Below are 16,055 nucleotides of genomic sequence, written 5' to 3'. Positions count from 1 at the left end.
CCACGCCCTGCCGAGGGGAACGCCAAGCGCTGCGTTGCCGACGCCGCGCCCTGCAGATGGCAACGCTGCGCGTATATGTAAGCAGAGCAAAGGGCGCGCGGCAGCACTACGTCGTCGGGGGCGCTGACGGTGTCGGGGACGCCGCGGGCGACGGCGGCGACGACGACGGGGACGGGGAGGGCGGCGACGACGAGGGCGGCGACGACGACGAAAATGAAGCCGGGCCCGTATCCGGATCTGGGTCGCGACCGAAACGGCGGCGCGCCCAGACGATCGGGCGGACCTTCTCCAACGCGAGGAAGCTGGTCATTGCCACCAAGTGTGGGGCGAAAGAGATCGTGATGGTCGCGAACGTCATCACGTGGAACGAGTAGAAGTAGGCCACCGCGACCCACCGCCAGCGCTGTGGGACTACGAAGATCAAGGGGCTCAGCAGCTCGAACGCCATTATGCCGAACTGGGCGGCGATCAGCAGGCCGGGTACCACGGCGATCTGGTCGGCCAGCCAGGTGCCGCGGCGGATGATCGCCTGGGCCAGGACGGCGCTCAGGGGCCAGTCGGCGCCGCCGAAGCGTAGCTTGGCCCAGGCGGCCAGGAAATACGTGCAGACAACCGCGATCTGGGTGACCCGCAAGGCCCAACCGCCGGCGGCGGTGGGCGTTTTGTCCCCGAAACGACAGAGACCGACCGTAGGCAGGACGGCCAGCGCCACTAGGAAGCCGACCCGATCGTGGTCGACCTTTCCGTAGCTCATCGCGATGATCATCCACTCGAAGTACAGGGCGAAGACCGTCCAGCCGAGCAGGCGCGGCGCGCGGCCGGTGGCGGCGGCCAGCGACAGGACGATCAGGGCCCAGAAGACTGTGTGCACGATCAGCGGCGTGGGGGTGGGCAGGTGCAGCAGGCGGCCGACCAGCAGCGGCTTGTACAGCGAACCGGGCGTGTTGGCGTGCGCCCGCACCCACGGCGTGAAGACCACCAGGTCCAGCGCCACGAAAACGTAGACCACCGTGCGGAAGGCCGCTATCCGGCCGCGCGGCACGGGGGCGAAGAGCCATCGCGTCACCGCGTCCACTGGGCGATCACCTCGTCCCGGTACTTGCCGGTGGGCCGGGCGTGCTCGATGCCGTGCCAGCGCACGACGACGCGCACCGCGTCCAGCGGCGCGGCCCCGGGCGAGTGGGCGGCGTACGCGTCGGCCACCGAGCTGAGGCGGGACGGCGTCGCGACGTACGCCTGCTCCTGTCCCTCGATCTCGGCCCGCCGGATGCCGCTGTTCCCCTCGGTGATCTGCACCGTCTTCCCCGAAGAGTCGACGCCCTCGACCCGGGTGTCCTTGGCGTCGCCGTTGGGGTCGGGGGCCGTCGAATACATCCGGAACGGGCCGAACGGGAAGTCGTCGTCGACCCCGAAGAGGGTGCCGCCGAGCAGCAGCAAGCCGCAGATCACGGTGGCCGCGAGCCGGATGCGGCGGCCGCGAAGAGAAACGTCGTCCATCGCCCGACAAACTACAGCGCACGGCCAAGCAAAGGGAAAATGCAAACCGTGAGGCACCTTCAGCCCCTCCTGCACGACCTGGTCCCGACGATCGCGGCGCCGACCACGGCGCTCTCCGGCGCCGACGGGCAGATCCGCCCGGCCGGTGTCCAGGGCGTCTTCCACGCCGACTGCCGGGTGCTGTCGGCGGCCGTGCTGCGCCTCGACGACCGCGAGCCGGAGCCGGTCGGCTGGGCCGCGAACGGTCCCGGCGCCACCCGGTTCGTCTCGGTCGCCCGCTGGCTGGGCGACGAGATCGCCGACCCGACCGTCCGGGTCGTGCGCACCCGGCGGGTCCGGCCCGGCTCGGTCGAGGAGGAGATCGAGATCGCCTCGACCGCCACCGTCCCGGTCACCACCACGGTCACCGTCGAGACGGCGAGCGACCTGGCCCCGATCGAAGCCGTGAAGTCCGGCCGCACCTCGTTCGACGAGACGTCCAGCGTCACCGTGCGGGTCGACCCGTCGCGCACCTGGCAGGTGTCGCTCGCCCCCGGCCAGTCCACGGTCCTGCACTGGTCGGCGACGGTCGACGACCCCGGGGCGGTGATGCTGCCCGGCCCCGGCGCGGCCTGGTCCCGGCCGTCCGTGCACGCCCACGACCGGCGGCTCGAGCGGCTCGTCGCGCAGTCCCTCGACGACCTCGCCGCGCTGCGCCTGACCACCGCGATCGACGACGGCGACACGTTCCTCGGCGCCGGCGTCCCGTGGTATCTCACGCTCTTCGGCCGGGACAGCCTGTGGGCCGCGCGGATGATGCTGCCGCTCGGCACCGACCTGGCCCTGGGCACGCTGCGGGCGCTGGCCCGCCGGCAGGGCGAGAAGACCGACCCGGAGACCGGCGAGGCGCCCGGCAAGATCATGCACGAGCTGCGCCGGTCGGACGTGACGCTCGGCTTCCGGCTGCCGGCGACGTACTACGGCACGATCGACGCCACCCCGCTGTGGATCAGCCTGCTGCACGACGCCTGGCGGTGGGGGCTGGATCCCTCGGCCGTACGCGATCTGCTGCCCCACCTCGAGGCGGCCCTCGGCTGGCTCGCCGACCAGACCGGTGACGGCTTCCTGAGGTACCTCGACGCCGGCGGCCGCGGCCTGGCCAACCAGGGCTGGAAGGACTCGGGCGACGCGGTGCGCTTTCACGACGGACGCCAGGCCGAGCCGCCGATCGCCCTCTCCGAGGTGCAGGGGTACGCGTACCGGGCCGCGCTCGACGGCGCCGCCCTGCTCGATGCCTTCGACCGTCCCGGTGCCGCCGGCTGGCGCTCCTGGGCCGCCGCGATGGCCGACCGCTTCCGGGCCGCGTTCTGGGTCGCCGAGGGCCGCTACCCCGCCCTCGCCCTCGACCGCGACGAGCGCCCGGTCGACGCGCTGACCAGCAACGCCGGCCACCTGCTCGGCACCGGAATGCTCACGGCCGAGGAGGAGTCCCGGGTCGCGGCCGCCCTCGCCGACCCCGTGATGTCCGGCGGCTACGGCCTGCGCACCATGTCGTCGGCCGACCGCGGCTTCGCCCCGCTCTCGTACCACTGCGGCTCGGTCTGGGCCCACGACACCGCGATCGTCACCGCCGGCCTGGCCCGGGGCGGCTTCGCGGCCGAGGCGCTGACGCTGATCGACGGCCTGCTCGTCGCGGCCGAGACGTTCGGCTTCCGGCTGCCCGAGCTGCACGGCGGCGACGCCCGCACCGAGCTGTCCCGTCCGGTCGCCTACCCCGCCGCCTGCCACCCGCAGGCGTGGTCGGCCGCCGCCGCGATCCTGATCCTGCAATCCTGGCTGGGCCTCGACCCCGACGTCCCGAACGGCGTGGTCCGCGTGCGCCCGCTCCCGGGCGCGCCCGTCGTGACCGGCCTGGTCGTCGCCGGCCACCGGGTCGACTTCGACGGCGCCACGCTGACCGGCCTGCCCGCCGGGCTCTCAGTCGAGCAGTGAGTCCAGGCCGATCGTCAGGCCCGGGCGCCGCAGCACGCTGCGCACGGCCAGCAGCACGCCCGGCATGAACGACACCCGGTCGAGCGAGTCGTGCCGGATGGTCAGCGTCTCGCCGGCGCTGCCGAACAGCACCTCCTGGTGTGCCACCAGCCCCGAGGCCCGCACCGAGTGCACCCGCACCCCGTCGACCAGGGCGCCGCGCGCGCCGTCCAGCTCCTCCTTGGTCGCGTCCGGCATCGGGGGCGAGCCGGCCGCCAGCCGGGCCTCGGCGATCAGCTTGGCCGTGTGCATCGAGGTGCCGCTGGGCGCGTCCAGCTTGCGCGGGTGGTGCTGCTCGATGATCTCGACCGACTCGAAGTACTTCGCCGCGCGGGCCGCGAACTGCATCATCAGGATCGCGCCCAGCCCGAAGTTCGGCGCGATCAGCACGCCCACCCCGGGCTTGCCGGCCAGCCGGTCGCGCACCCGGTCGATCTTCTCGGCGGTGAAGCCGGAGGTGCCGACCACGATGCTGATGCCCTGCTCGACCGCCCACTCGATGTTGCCCATCACGGCGTCGGGGTTGGTGAAGTCGACGAAGACCTGGGCGCCCGCGCCGAACAGCACGTCACCCTGGTCGATCATGGCGACCAGCTCGAGGTCGTCGGCGGCGTCGACCGCCTTGCACACCTCGAGGCCCATCCGGCCCCGGGCACCGAGAACGCCAACGCGAATCGAGTCAGTCACCCGGTCAACCTAACGCACGCCGCCGGGCCCACCAGCGCTCGCCCAGCCCGACCGCGAGGAAGGTCAGCGCCACGTACAGCCAGCCCACGAGCACGTCGGCCACGTAGTGCTCGCCCGTGTAGACCAGCGTGAAGGTCATCGCCAGCGGGTACGCCAGCAGCAGCGGCCACCACCGCTTCCGGACCATCGGCAGGAAAAAGGCGACGGCCATCATCGCGTACGCGGTGTGCAGCGACGGCATCGCGGCCACCGGGTTCGACTGGTCGGCCTGGAGGCCGTTGAGCGTGTTGCCGGCGCTGTGCAGCCCGATCGCCGCGAAGCCGTTCGACGAGATGCGGTAGACCTGCTCGGTGAGCGCGCCGTGCTCCCAGGCCCACCACGGCGGCGCGGCCGGGTAGAGGAAGTACGTGGCCAGCCCGGCCAGGCTCAGCGTGATCCACCGGCGCATGAAGCGGTACGACATCTCCCGGCTGCGCACCCACAGCACCACCGCGACGGTCGGCACCGTGAGGAAGTGCGAGACGTAGATCAGCGTGACCACGACCTCCCACCACTGCACGTGGCCGGGCTGGTAGAGGTGCTGCTGCAGCCAGATCGTCGGGATGCGCCCGCCGGTGAGCCAGCCGAACAGCCCCTCGTCCGCGTCGATCATCGGGTAGACGTGCGGGGCGAAGAGCTTGTCGGCCGAGCCGCGCGAAACGTTGTAGAAGACCAGCAGCAGGATGACCGGCAGCCAGTCGCGCAGGAACAGCAGGTGCGCCCGCCACGGCTGGTAGTTGCGCCAGGCGATCGTGGCGAGCCACAGCCAGCCGAACGCGACGAGCGGGTCGCTGGTCGGCACCCCCACCACGGCGACGAAGGCCGCGAAGGCCGCCGCCCAGATCAGCATGCCGATCACCCGCCGCTTGCGCAGGTCGGCAACGACGGGTGGCGTCTCGGGCGGCGTCTCCAGCGTGGTCACGAGGTCCTAGATTAGTCAGGCCCGGGGAAAGGCGGCTTCATCGAACGGGCCCACGACGGCGAGCGACATCGGCTGGGCCAGCAACTGGCTCGCGATCGCGTCGATGTCGCCGGCGCTGACCGCGTCGACCCGGCCGAGCAACTCGTCCACGGTCATCAGGTCGCCGTACAGGAGCTCCGATTTGGCCAGGCGGCTCATCCGCGAGCCGGTGTCCTCGAGCCCGAGCACGTACGAGCCCTTGACCATGCCCTTGCCGCGGGAGATCTCCTCGGCCGTGAGCCCGGTGCGGGAGACCCGCTCGAGCTCGGTCCGGGTGAGGTCGAGAACCTCCTCGACCTTGCCGGGGGCGCAGCCGACGTAGACGCCGAACAGCCCGGCGTCGGCGTACTGGCTCGCGTACGAGTAGACCGAGTAGGCCAGGCCGCGCTTCTCCCGGATCTCCTGGAAGAGCCGGCTCGACATGCCGCCGCCGAGCACGTTGTTGAGCACGCCGAGGGCGAAGCGCCGCTCGTCGAGACGGCCGATGCCGACCCCGCCGAGCACCACGTGCGCCTGCTCGGTGTCCCGGTTGCGGACCACCGTGTGCGCCTTCTGGTGACGCACCCGCTTGACGCCGCCGCGCGGGGCGGCCGGGTCGGCCGGGGCCGAGTCCAGCGCCGTGCCGGCGAGCGCCTTGCGTACCAGCCGCACGACCATGGCGTGGTCGAGGCTGCCGGCCGCCGCGATCACGATGTGCGGGGCCGTGTAGCGGCGCTTGTAGAAGCTGTTGATCTGGTTGCGGGTCATCGGGGTGATCGATTCCTCGGTCCCGGAGATGAGCCGGCCCAGCGGGTGGTCACCGAAGATCGCCTCGGTGAAGATGTCGTGCACCTCGTCGCCGGGCTCGTCCTCGTGCATGGCGATCTCTTCGAGGATCACGCCCCGCTCGACCTCGACGTCGGCCGGCTCGAGCAGCGAGTCGGCCACCGCGTCGCAGATCACGTCGACCGCCAGCGGCAGGTCGGTGTCGAGCACCCGCGCGTAGTAGCAGGTGTATTCCTTCGTGGTGAAGGCGTTGGTCTCGCCGCCGACCGCCTCGATCTCGGCCGAGATCTGCAGCGCCGTGCGCTTGTGCGTGCCCTTGAAGAGCAGGTGCTCGAGGAAGTGCGAGGCGCCCGACATGGCCGGCGTCTCGTCCCGGGAGCCGATGCCCACCCAGACGCCGAGCGACGCGCTGCGCGTGCCCGGGATGTTCTCCGTGATCACCCGAAGGCCGCTCGGGAAGGTCGTGCGACGCACGCCCTCCGAGAGGGTCCGGGTGACAACGCGGGCCGGCCTTCCGGCCGGCCCGCGCGAACTCGATGTCACTGGTGATTACTCGCGGGGTGCGCCACGGTCGCCACCGCGGTCGCCGCTCGGACGCGAACGACGCCGGCGCGGCTCGCCGCCGCCCTCACGGTCGCCACGGGGACCACGGTCCTCGCGCGGCCGCGACTCGCGGGCCTGACCCTCGGCCGGGGCCGGGGCCTCCTCGCCCTCGGGGCGGACCTTGTCCAGGTAGATCTTGCCGCGGGCGTCGATGTCCGCGATGGACACCTCGACCTTGTCGCCGACGTTCAGGAAGTCCTCGACCCGCTCGACCCGCTTGCCGTCGCCCACCTTGGAGATGTGCAGCAGGCCGTCGCGGCCGGGCAGCAGCGAGACGAACGCGCCGAACGCGGCCGTCTTCACCACGGTGCCGAGGAACTTGTCGCCGATCTTCGGCAGCGTCGGGTTGGCGATCGCGTTGATCCGCTCGACCGCGGCCTCGGCCGACGGGCCGTTGGTCGCGCCGACGTAGATCGTGCCGTCGTCCTCGATCGAGATGTCGGCGCCGGTCTCGTCCTGGATCGCGTTGATCGTCTGGCCCTTGGGGCCGATGACCATGCCGATCTTGTCGACCGGGATCTTGACCGAGGTGACGCGCGGGGCGTACTCGGACATCTCGGCCGGCGCGTTGATCGCCTGCTCCATGACCGCGAGGATCGTGGTGCGGGCGTCGTGCGCCTGCTGCAGGGCGGACGCGAGCACGTCGGACGGGATGCCGTCGAGCTTGGTGTCCAGCTGGAGCGCGGTGACGAACTCGCTGGTGCCGGCGACCTTGAAGTCCATGTCGCCGAACGCGTCCTCGGCGCCGAGGATGTCGGTGAGCGCCACGTACTGCGTCTTGCCGTCGACCTCGTCCGAGATCAGGCCCATCGCGATGCCGGCGACCGGCGCCTTCAGCGGCACACCGGCGCTCAGCAGCGACAGGGTCGAGGCGCAGACCGAGCCCATCGACGTCGAGCCGTTGGAGCCCAGCGCCTCGGAGACCTGGCGGATCGCGTACGGGAACTCCTCGCGCGACGGCAGCACGGGCACCAGGGCCCGCTCGGCCAGCGCGCCGTGCCCGATCTCGCGGCGCTTCGGCGAGCCGACCCGGCCGGTCTCACCGGTCGAGTACGGCGGGAAGTTGTAGTTGTGCATGTAGCGCTTGGACTTCTCGGGAGCGAGGGTGTCCAGCGTCTGCTCGAGCCGCAGCATGTTCAGCGTGCTGACGCCCAGGATCTGGGTCTCGCCCCGCTCGAACAGCGCCGAGCCGTGCACCCGCGGCAGCACACCGACCTGAGCGGTCAGCGGCCGGATGTCGCGCGGGCCGCGGCCGTCCATGCGGATCTGGTCGCGCAGCACGCGGGCGCGCACCTCGGACTTGGTCAGCGACCGGAACGCGGCGCTGACCTCCTTCTCGCGACCCTCGAACCGCTCGTCGAACAGGTCGTGGGCCTTCGCCTTGATCAGGTCGAGGGCCTCCTCGCGCTCCTGCTTGGCGGCGATCTTCAGCGCCTCGGCGGTCTCCTCGCGGACGGCCTCCGCGACGGCGGCGAAGACGTCGTCCTGGTAGTCGAGGAAGACCGGGTACTCGGCGACCGGCTTGGCGGCGATCTCGGCCAGCTCGCTCTGCGCGCGGCACAGCTCGCGGATCGCCGGCTTGGCGGCCTCGAGGCCGCTGGCGACGACCTCCTCGGTGGGCGCGGTGGCGCCGGCCGAGATCAGCTTGATCGCGTGCGGGGTGGCCTCGGCCTCGACCATCATGATCGCGACGTCGCCGTCCGGCAGGACGCGGCCGGCCACGACCATGTCGAAGGTGGCCCGCTCGAGCTCCTCCAGGGTCGGGAACGCGACCCACTGGCCCTCGACGTGCGCGACGCGCGTCGAGCCGACCGGGCCCGAGAACGGCAGGCCGGAGAGCTTGGTCGACATCGAGGCGCCGTTCATGGCGACGACGTCGTACGGGTGGGCGGGGTCGAGCGCCAGGATCGTCTCGACGACCTGGACCTCGTTACGCAGGCCCTTGGTGAACGACGGGCGCAGCGGCCGGTCGATCAGGCGGCAGGTGAGGATGGCGTCCTCGCTGGGACGGCCCTCGCGGCGGAAGAACGAGCCGGGGATCCGGCCGGCCGCGTACATCCGCTCCTCGACGTCGACCGTGAGCGGGAAGAAGTCGAAGTGCTCCTTCGGCGCCTTGCTCGCGGTGGTCGCGGACAGGACGACGGTCTCGCCGAGCTGGACGATCACCGAGCCGGCGGCCTGCCTGGCCAGCCGTCCGGTGGAGAACGTCACCTCGCGCGTGCCGAACGCGCCGTTGTCGATGATCGCGGTGCGGGATTCGGTCCCGAGAGCATTCTGCTCTGTCATGTTGTTGCGGTACTCCTTCGTCGAGGACCCGGCGGTCTGCAGCGCGGTTCAGGTGAGCCGGTCTTCGATCGAAGTACCCAGGATTTCGTACCTGCCTGGGAACCACTACCGAGGACCGGTGCTGACGGCGTGAGCCGCGCGGGTCCATGGGTAAAGCGCGGGGGAGCGGCCCTCGGCCGCTCCCCCGTCAGATCATCGGCGCAGGCCGAGACGCTCGATCAGCGTCCGGTAGCGCGCGATGTCCTTCTTCTGCACGTAGTTGAGCAGTCGGCGGCGACGGCCGACCAGCAGAAGCAGACCACGACGGCTGTGGTGGTCGTGCTTGTGCACCTTGAGGTGCTCGGTCAGGTCGGCGATCCGCTTGGTCAGCATCGCGACCTGGACCTCGGGCGAGCCGGTGTCGCCGTCCTGAGCCTTGTACTCGTCGATGATCTTGTTCTTGGTCTCTTGATCGAGCGCCATGTTCTCCGTGCTTCTGTGTTGCCGGTGATCTCAGATTTCCGCACCCGCGGCGTCGGGCAGGCACGCGGAAACCGGACGTTGGTCAGCCAACGGTCGTCTCAATCCTACCAGGCAGTCAGTGGAGCAACGCGCGGGTCTCTTCGACGTCCTCGCGGATCTGCGCCACCAGCGGTTCGATGCCGTCGTAGACGCGCTGTTCCCGCAGGTGGGCGACGAAATCGAGGCTCACCCGCTCGCCGTAGAGGTCGCCCGCGAAGTCGAGCACGTAGGCCTCGACCCGGCGCTCCCGGCCGCTGAACGTCGGGTTGGTGCCGATCGACACGCTGGCCGGCAGCCGCCCGGCGTGCTCGCCGCCCCGGATCAGCCAGGCCGCGTAGACGCCGTCGGCCGGCACCGCCGCGTAGCGGTGCACCATGAGGTTGGCGGTCGGGAAGCCGATCTCGCGCCCGCGCTGGTCGCCGCGGACCACCACGCCACCGAGGCGGTGGGGCCGGCCGAGCGCGGCGGCGGCGGCGCGGACATCCCCGGCGTCGACACAGCTGCGGATGTACGTCGAGGAGAAGACCACGCCGTCGGCGGACACCAGGGGCGCGTCCTCGACCGTGAAGCCGAACGACCGGCCCAGGCGCTCGAGCAGCGCCACGTCGCCGGCCGCCCGGTGCCCGAAGCGGAAGTTGTCGCCGACCACCACGACCGCCGCGTGCAGCGCCTCGACCAGCACGTCGTGCACGAAGGCCTCGGCCGGCAGCTGCGAGAACGCCGGCGTGAACGGCACCACGCAGAGTGCGTCGACGCCGAGCTGCTCGATCAGCTCGGCCTTGCGCACGGGCTCGGTCAGCACGGCCGGGTGCGATCCCGGGCGTACGACCTCGGCCGGGTGTGGGTCGAAGGTCATCACCACGGATTGCATGCCGAGGTCGCGCGCGCGCTTCACGGCGTGCCCGATGATCGCCTGGTGGCCGCGGTGCACGCCGTCGAAGACACCGATCGTGACCACCGACCGGCCCCACCCGCCGGGCACCGCCTCGTAGCCCCGCCACCGCTGCATGTCTCTGCCCTCTCCCACGAACGTCCCGCGCCACAGCGTATCGGTCGCGCCTACCGCCCGAAACGCTACGATTGAGGCCGATATGCGCATCGGCTGGAGTGCTCTCGTCCTCCTCGCGGCGGAGTTCACCTTCGCGGTGCTGTTCCTGCGCGCGCTCGGTGGCTACCTCCGGCGCCGCGACTCCCTCCAGGGCAACGTGACGCTCGTCTTCCTCCCCTGCACCGTGGTCTTCTGCGTGGACATCGCCCGGCGGCTGGGCGGCCCGCTGCCGGACTGGGTGTCGCTGGTCTCGACCACGGCGCTGCTGGCCCAGCCGTACCTGACCGTCCGGCTCGCGGCGCGGCTGCGGGCGGTGCCGCTCTGGCTGGATCGGCTCGTCCTCTGCGCGTACGTGGCCCTGGCCATCCCGATCGTCAAGGAGCCGCGCCCGCTCGACTCGACCGCGCTGATCGCCGTCGTGATCGGCTTCAGCGTCAGCGAGACCATCCCCGCCCTCCTGCTCTTCGGCAAGGCCCGGACCCGGGCCGGCGCGAACCGGGCCCGCCTCATGATCGCCTCCACCGCCACGCTCGCGTTCGCCATCATGGTCTTCTTCATCGGGCTGAGCAGCCTCTACGACAACGCGGCGCTGCTCGCCGGGAGCCGGGTCCTGGCGCTGGCCAGCGGCCTCGGCTACCTGGTGGCGTTCCTGCCTCCGCGCTGGCTGCGCCGGGTGTTCTCGGCCAGCGCCGCGCACAGCGTCACCGAGCGCCTGCTGCGCGCGCCGGCCGAGTCGTCGGCCCAGGTGTGGCAGCTCTACGCCGAGATCATGCGCGAGCAGACCGGCGCCGACGCGGTGGCCGTCCTGATGCCGCGGGCGGACGGTCAACTGGCGCAGACCGCGTACGCCGGCCCGCCGGTGCCGGCCCACCCGTCGCTCAGCGCCGAGGATCTCACCGCGCTGATCCACGGCGACCGCCCGGCCCGTCTCCGCGAGGGCATGCCGGCCTTGGTCGGGCACTACGGCGACCGGTTGGGCGACGACTTCGTAACCGTCCTCGGCATGCCGGTCCCGCCCGACGTCGAGGGCGCGGTCCTGCTCTTCAACCGGCACCGCACGCTGTTCCGCGACGACGACCTGCGCCTGCTCGCGGCGCTCGGTGGCCAGGCCGGCATCCTCGCCGAGCGGCAGGCGGTGGCCGAGACGCTGAGCGCGTCGGTCGCCGCGCTGACCGCGGCCAACCAGGCCAAGAGCGCGTTCCTCGCGAACATGAGCCACGAGCTGCGCACCCCGCTCAACGCGATCATCGGCTTCAGCGACCTGATGCGCGTCGAGGAGCCGTCCGGCGACCGCCGCCTCGTGCCGGCCGAGTGGGTCGAGCACATCCACACCAGCGGCCGGCACCTGCTCGGCCTGATCAACGACATCCTCGACCTCGCCAAGGTCGAGGCCGGGCGGCTCGAGCTGCGCCCGGCCCCGCTGCGGGTCGACACCGCGGTGGCCGAGCTGCTCACCGGCCTGTCGCCGCTGTTCAGCACCAAGCGGATCGAGGTGCACACCGACCTGCGGACGGCGACGGCGATGGCCGACCGGGTGCGGTTCCGGCAGATCGTGGAGAACCTGCTCTCCAACGCGATCAAGTTCACCGAGCCCGGCGGTTCGGTCACGGTCGCGGTGCGGCAACCCGGGGACGACGTGTACGTGTCGGTGACCGACACCGGGGTCGGCATCGCCCCCGAAGATCACGACCGCGTCTTCGAGGAGTTCCAGCAGGTCGGCGACCCCGACCGGCAACGGGCCGGCACCGGCCTCGGCCTGGCCCTGACCAAACGCCTGGTCGAGGCCCACGGTGGCGAGATCACCCTGGCATCGGCGCTGGGCGAGGGCAGCGCTTTCACCGTACGGCTGCCGGCCGCCCTTGATCTTGATCTTGATCGTCACCCCGCGGCCCGGGTCCGCCGTCCCGCCCGCACGACCGGCTGAAGGAGCACACGTTGAGCAAGATCCTGCTGGTCGAGGACGAGGAACTGAACCGAACCCTGGTCAAGGCCGTCCTGTCCCGAGCCGCCGACCCCACGGTCCGCGAGGCCGAGGTGCTGGACGCGACCAGCCTGGCCGCGGCCCGCGACCGCCTGTCCGCCGATCACATCGACCTGATCCTGCTCGACATGAACCTCCCCGACGGCAACGGCCTGACCCTGGCCAGGGAGCTGTCGGGCGCGCCGGCCCGCCCCACGGTCATCGCCGTGACGGCCAGCGTCCTCCCCGCCGACCGAGCCGCCGCGATCGACGCCGGCTGCGACGACTTCCTGGACAAGCCCTACGCCGCCGCCGACCTGGTGGCCGCGGTGGCCCGCCATCTCCCGGCCTGAGCTCTTCTTGCTTTTCAGGTCTTGCTTTCAGGCCGGCTTGAGCACGATCTCGGCCCGGGCCCGCCCATCGCGCTCGGACACGATGGCCAGCACATCCCCGCCCGGCTCGAACACCGCATAGGGCCCACCGATCCCCACCGGCGCGAGCGGCCCACCGTGGCTGAGCACCTTGGCTTCGTCCGGCGTGGCTTCCCGCTGCGGAAACGCCTGCCGAGCCGCCTCCGCCATCGACAGTCCCACCACATCGGGCGCGCGCGACTCGAGCTCCTCGAGCGTGTGCGCCTCGGCCAGCGTCATGCGCCCCACCGCCGTACGCCGCAGGGCAGTCAGATGCCCACCCACCCCCAGCGTCACGCCCAGATCCCGCGCGATGGCCCGGATGTAGGTCCCCGACGAGCAGTCCACCTCGATGTCAACGTCGACGAGGTCCCCCACCGCCCGAATCCCGAGCACGTCCAGCCGCGAGACGGTGACCCGCCGAGCCGGAAGCTCAACCGTCTCCCCATCCCGAACCCGCTTGTAGGCCCGCTCCCCATTGATCTTGATGGCACTGACCGCGCTGGGCACTTGATCGATCTCCCCGCGCTGAGCCGCCAGCCCCGCCCGGATGTCCGCGTCGCCGACGCCCGCCGCCGAGACGGCCGCCGTGACGTCCCCCTCGGCGTCGTCCGTGACGGTCGTCTGCCCGAGCCGAACCGTGGCCCGATAGCTCTTGGTCGCCCCGATCACATAGGTGAGCAGCCGCGTGGCCCGGTTGACCCCGATGATCAGCACCCCGGTGGCCATCGGATCGAGCGTCCCGCCATGACCGACCCGCCGGGTCTTGGCCAGCCGCCGAATGCGAGCCACCACGTCATGCGAGGTCATCCCCGCGGGTTTGTCCACCACGATCAGGCCGTCTGCACTCACCCGTTCACCCTAGGTGCCGGGCTTCGGGCCGCGTTCGACGCCCACCCGGCTTCGGTCCCGCCGCTCCCCGGCCTGAGAGGGCGCCTTGTCTCGGCTTTGGCCGCCGGAAGTCGCGGGTTGGCCCGCGGGTTGGCTCCGCTCCGGCAACCCGGCCGCGGACCGCGTCCCGTGGATCGGCTTGGGCCCGTGGATCGGCTTGGGCCCGTGGATCGGCTTGGGCCCATGGATCGGCTTGGGCCCATGGATCGACTAAGGCCCATGGATCGGCTTGGGCCCGCGGATCGGCTTGCGCCCGCGGATTGGCTCGCGCTCCGCTCCGGCAGCCCCGCGCGTCACAGAACCCGCCCTCCCAGGGGGAACCGCCCGCGAAGAATTCTGGTGTCTCCCCCAGGGGCAGAGTCAAGCCGCCGAGTCGACGCCGCAGCCTCGCTCGCCCGACCCCGCCCGACCCCACTCGGCCCGACTCCGCCCGACTTCACTCGACTCCGCCTGAGTCCGCCAGATTCCGCCTGACTCCACCTCCACCCCACCCCGTTTGCTGGGTGGGGGAAAGCTAACCGCCCGCCTACGACATTTTCAGCACGTCATCCACAGCCCCACCCGCCACTCCATCAGGTCAAGCCCCCGCCACCCAACACCCCCGGTCACCCCACGCGCACAGCCCCCAGCACGGCCCATTTCCCCGACCGCCACCGCCACACCGTCGTCACAAACCGCACAAGAATAAACAACCCCAACCCCGCCCAAACCCCACCCAACCCAAGCTTCAGCCAATACGCGAGCCACACCGCCGGCAAGAAGCCCAGCAGCGCCGAAGCGAGCGTCAGATTGCGCAGGTAACGCACATCCCCCGCTCCGATCAGCACCCCATCCAGGGCGTACACCACCCCCGCGAACGGCATCAGCCCGACAAACCAGGGCCACACGACCGCCGCCTGCTCGTGCACCGACGGATCGGGCGTGAACCAGCCGGGCACCACCCGGGCCCCGGCCGCCGCGAGCACCGCGAACCCGATCCCCGCGATGCCGCCGGCCACCGTCACCCGCCGGGCCACGTCGCGATCCGCCTCCGCGTCCCCGCCCCCGAGCGCCGCCCCGACCAGTGACTGCGCCGCGATGGCGACCGCGTCCAGGGCCAGCGCGCTGAAGAACCACAGCTGCAACGCGATCTGGTGAGCCCCGACGGCGGCCACTCCGAAGCGTGACGCCACGGCCGTGGCGGAGAGGAAGCACGCCTGGAACGCCGCGCCCCGGATCAGCAGGTCGCGGCCCAGGACCAGCTGCTGCACGATGATCTGCGGCCGGGGACGCAGCGCCCGCGTCTCGCGGATCAGGGCGATCAGGAAGCAGGCGCCGGACACGCTCTGGGCGGCCACGTTCGCCACCGCCGAGCCGGTCAGGCCCCACCCCACGGGGTAGACGAGCAGCGGGCAGAGGATCGCGGAGAGCACATTCGCGCCGAGCACGAAGAGCAACGGCCGCCGGGTGTCCTGCACGCCGCGCATCCAGCCGTTGCCGGCGGCGGCGAGCAGCAGGCCGGGCGCGCCGAGCGCCGCGATGCGCAACCAGCCGGCGGCGGCATCGGCGGTCACCGCGGAACCGGCGAGGGCGTGGGCGAGCGGTCCGGCGCCGGCCTGGGCGAGCAGCGCCAGCAGCACGCCCGCGATCAGCGCGAGCCAGGAGGTCTGTACGCCCTCGGCCACCGCGGCCGCTCGATCGCCGGCGCCGAAGCGGCGGGCGGCCCGGCTGGTGGTGCCGTAGGCCATGAGCGTGCCGAGCCAGGCGGCCATCGACATGACGGTTCCGCTGACGGCGACGGCCGCGAGCGGGACGCGCCCGAGATGCCCGACGACGGCGGTGTCGACGAGAACGTAGAGGGGCTCGGCCGCCAGCACCACGAGGGCGGGCACGGCCAGGCGGGCGATCCCACGGGCAGTGACGCGATCAAGGGCAGCGGGCCGGGCAGGCGGGCTCATGGATACCCATGATGCCCGCCGGGCCGTAAGGATCGCAATGAAGTTGAGTGCTTACCGCTTACTGGCGCGTGTCCAGCGAGGTCTGCAGGGCGCGACGCGCCTGCTCGCGGGCTTCGTCAGTGGTGGGCGGCTTCGGCTTGGCAGCCATGATGTGGTTCCTCCACGGTGGGTGGGGCGCGGCTCGACGGCATGCGCCCAAGATCGGTCGAGCGGGGCGTCAAGTGGCCGGTCCGGGGTCGCCGGACGCATGGCGCGAGATGACGCGGCCCGAGTCGGTGGACCCGGGTGGCTCGAGGCTTCGCGGCGGCTGGTGGTCACGGCCGCGCAAAACCAAATCACCGTTAAGGACCAAACTATCGTTCAGTTCCAACGGCCGAGGCGACGTTCCCACCCTGCGAGACAAACGAAACCGGCCCGGCAACCGCGCGGGATGCTGGAAAAGCGTTCACGACCTGCGAAA

13 protein-coding genes are annotated in these 16,055 nt (G+C 71.6%); 3 read left to right on the top strand and 10 right to left on the bottom strand.

The genetic code is table 11. The features are described from left to right. Positions 1 to 106: 106 nt before the first annotated feature. A complete protein-coding gene (locus tag ACZ6TB_RS15840; RefSeq protein WP_465554869.1) occupies positions 107 to 1,075 on the bottom strand; it encodes an MFS transporter permease in 969 nt (322 codons plus the stop codon). Continuing rightward, positions 1,063 to 1,497 (bottom strand): hypothetical protein, encoded by a 435-nt coding sequence (locus ACZ6TB_RS15835; protein ID WP_465554867.1) that lies wholly within the window; start codon positions 1,495 to 1,497, stop codon positions 1,063 to 1,065. The genes ACZ6TB_RS15840 and ACZ6TB_RS15835 overlap by 13 nt, the downstream gene beginning before the upstream one ends. A gap of 48 nt (positions 1,498 to 1,545) precedes the next feature. Between ACZ6TB_RS15835 and ACZ6TB_RS15830 the strand changes: the two genes are divergently transcribed. Beyond that, positions 1,546 to 3,468: a glycogen debranching N-terminal domain-containing protein gene (locus ACZ6TB_RS15830; protein WP_465554865.1), complete on the top strand. Its 1,923-nt coding sequence runs from the start codon at positions 1,546 to 1,548 to the stop codon at positions 3,466 to 3,468. Here ACZ6TB_RS15830 and dapB read toward each other — a convergent pair. The 6 genes from dapB to ACZ6TB_RS15800 form a co-directional block, all read right to left on the bottom strand. Continuing rightward, positions 3,454 to 4,194, bottom strand: a complete 741-nt coding sequence (dapB, locus tag ACZ6TB_RS15825) for a 4-hydroxy-tetrahydrodipicolinate reductase (protein WP_465554863.1) — start codon at positions 4,192 to 4,194, stop codon at positions 3,454 to 3,456. The genes ACZ6TB_RS15830 and dapB overlap by 15 nt on opposite strands. Before the next feature lie 4 nt (positions 4,195 to 4,198). Further along, positions 4,199 to 5,083 carry a phosphatase PAP2 family protein gene (locus ACZ6TB_RS15820; protein ID WP_465555559.1) on the bottom strand — a complete coding sequence of 295 codons (885 nt, stop codon included), beginning with the start codon at positions 5,081 to 5,083 and terminating at the stop codon, positions 4,199 to 4,201. 87 nt (positions 5,084 to 5,170) lie between these two features. Continuing rightward, positions 5,171 to 6,502: a M16 family metallopeptidase gene (locus tag ACZ6TB_RS15815; RefSeq protein WP_465554861.1), complete on the bottom strand. Its 1,332-nt coding sequence runs from the start codon at positions 6,500 to 6,502 to the stop codon at positions 5,171 to 5,173. Positions 6,503 to 6,508: 6 nt separating this feature from the next. After that, entirely contained in the window at positions 6,509 to 8,848 is a 2,340-nt protein-coding gene (locus ACZ6TB_RS15810; protein ID WP_465554859.1) for a polyribonucleotide nucleotidyltransferase, read from the bottom strand. A gap of 192 nt (positions 8,849 to 9,040) precedes the next feature. Continuing rightward, a complete protein-coding gene (gene rpsO / locus ACZ6TB_RS15805) occupies positions 9,041 to 9,310 on the bottom strand; it encodes a 30S ribosomal protein S15 (protein WP_203724260.1) in 270 nt (89 codons plus the stop codon). Between the two features lie 115 nt (positions 9,311 to 9,425). Continuing rightward, complete coding sequence (locus ACZ6TB_RS15800; RefSeq protein WP_465554858.1) at positions 9,426 to 10,358, bottom strand: bifunctional riboflavin kinase/FAD synthetase; 933 nt, start codon at positions 10,356 to 10,358, stop codon at positions 9,426 to 9,428. Positions 10,359 to 10,440: 82 nt separating this feature from the next. On the opposite strand from ACZ6TB_RS15800, the gene ACZ6TB_RS15795 reads away from it, so the two are divergent. Further along, positions 10,441 to 12,321: a GAF domain-containing sensor histidine kinase gene (locus ACZ6TB_RS15795; protein ID WP_465554856.1), complete on the top strand. Its 1,881-nt coding sequence runs from the start codon at positions 10,441 to 10,443 to the stop codon at positions 12,319 to 12,321. Positions 12,322 to 12,332: 11 nt separating this feature from the next. Next, positions 12,333 to 12,710, top strand: coding sequence for a response regulator (locus ACZ6TB_RS15790; protein ID WP_465554854.1), 378 nt, complete (start codon positions 12,333 to 12,335; stop codon positions 12,708 to 12,710). 27 nt (positions 12,711 to 12,737) lie between these two features. Here the strand turns inward: ACZ6TB_RS15790 and truB are convergent, their stop codons facing one another. Both truB and ACZ6TB_RS15780 read right to left on the bottom strand, forming a co-directional pair. Continuing rightward, positions 12,738 to 13,619 carry a tRNA pseudouridine(55) synthase TruB gene (truB, locus tag ACZ6TB_RS15785; RefSeq protein WP_465554852.1) on the bottom strand — a complete coding sequence of 294 codons (882 nt, stop codon included), beginning with the start codon at positions 13,617 to 13,619 and terminating at the stop codon, positions 12,738 to 12,740. A gap of 644 nt (positions 13,620 to 14,263) precedes the next feature. Next, positions 14,264 to 15,595: an MATE family efflux transporter gene (locus tag ACZ6TB_RS15780; protein WP_465554850.1), complete on the bottom strand. Its 1,332-nt coding sequence runs from the start codon at positions 15,593 to 15,595 to the stop codon at positions 14,264 to 14,266. Positions 15,596 to 16,055 lie beyond the last annotated feature (460 nt).

This window comes from Actinoplanes sp. NPDC051537, from assembly GCF_055586105.1.
The sequence above is the reverse complement of the archived record's forward strand: the minus strand, read 5'-3'. Positions and strand labels throughout refer to the sequence as shown.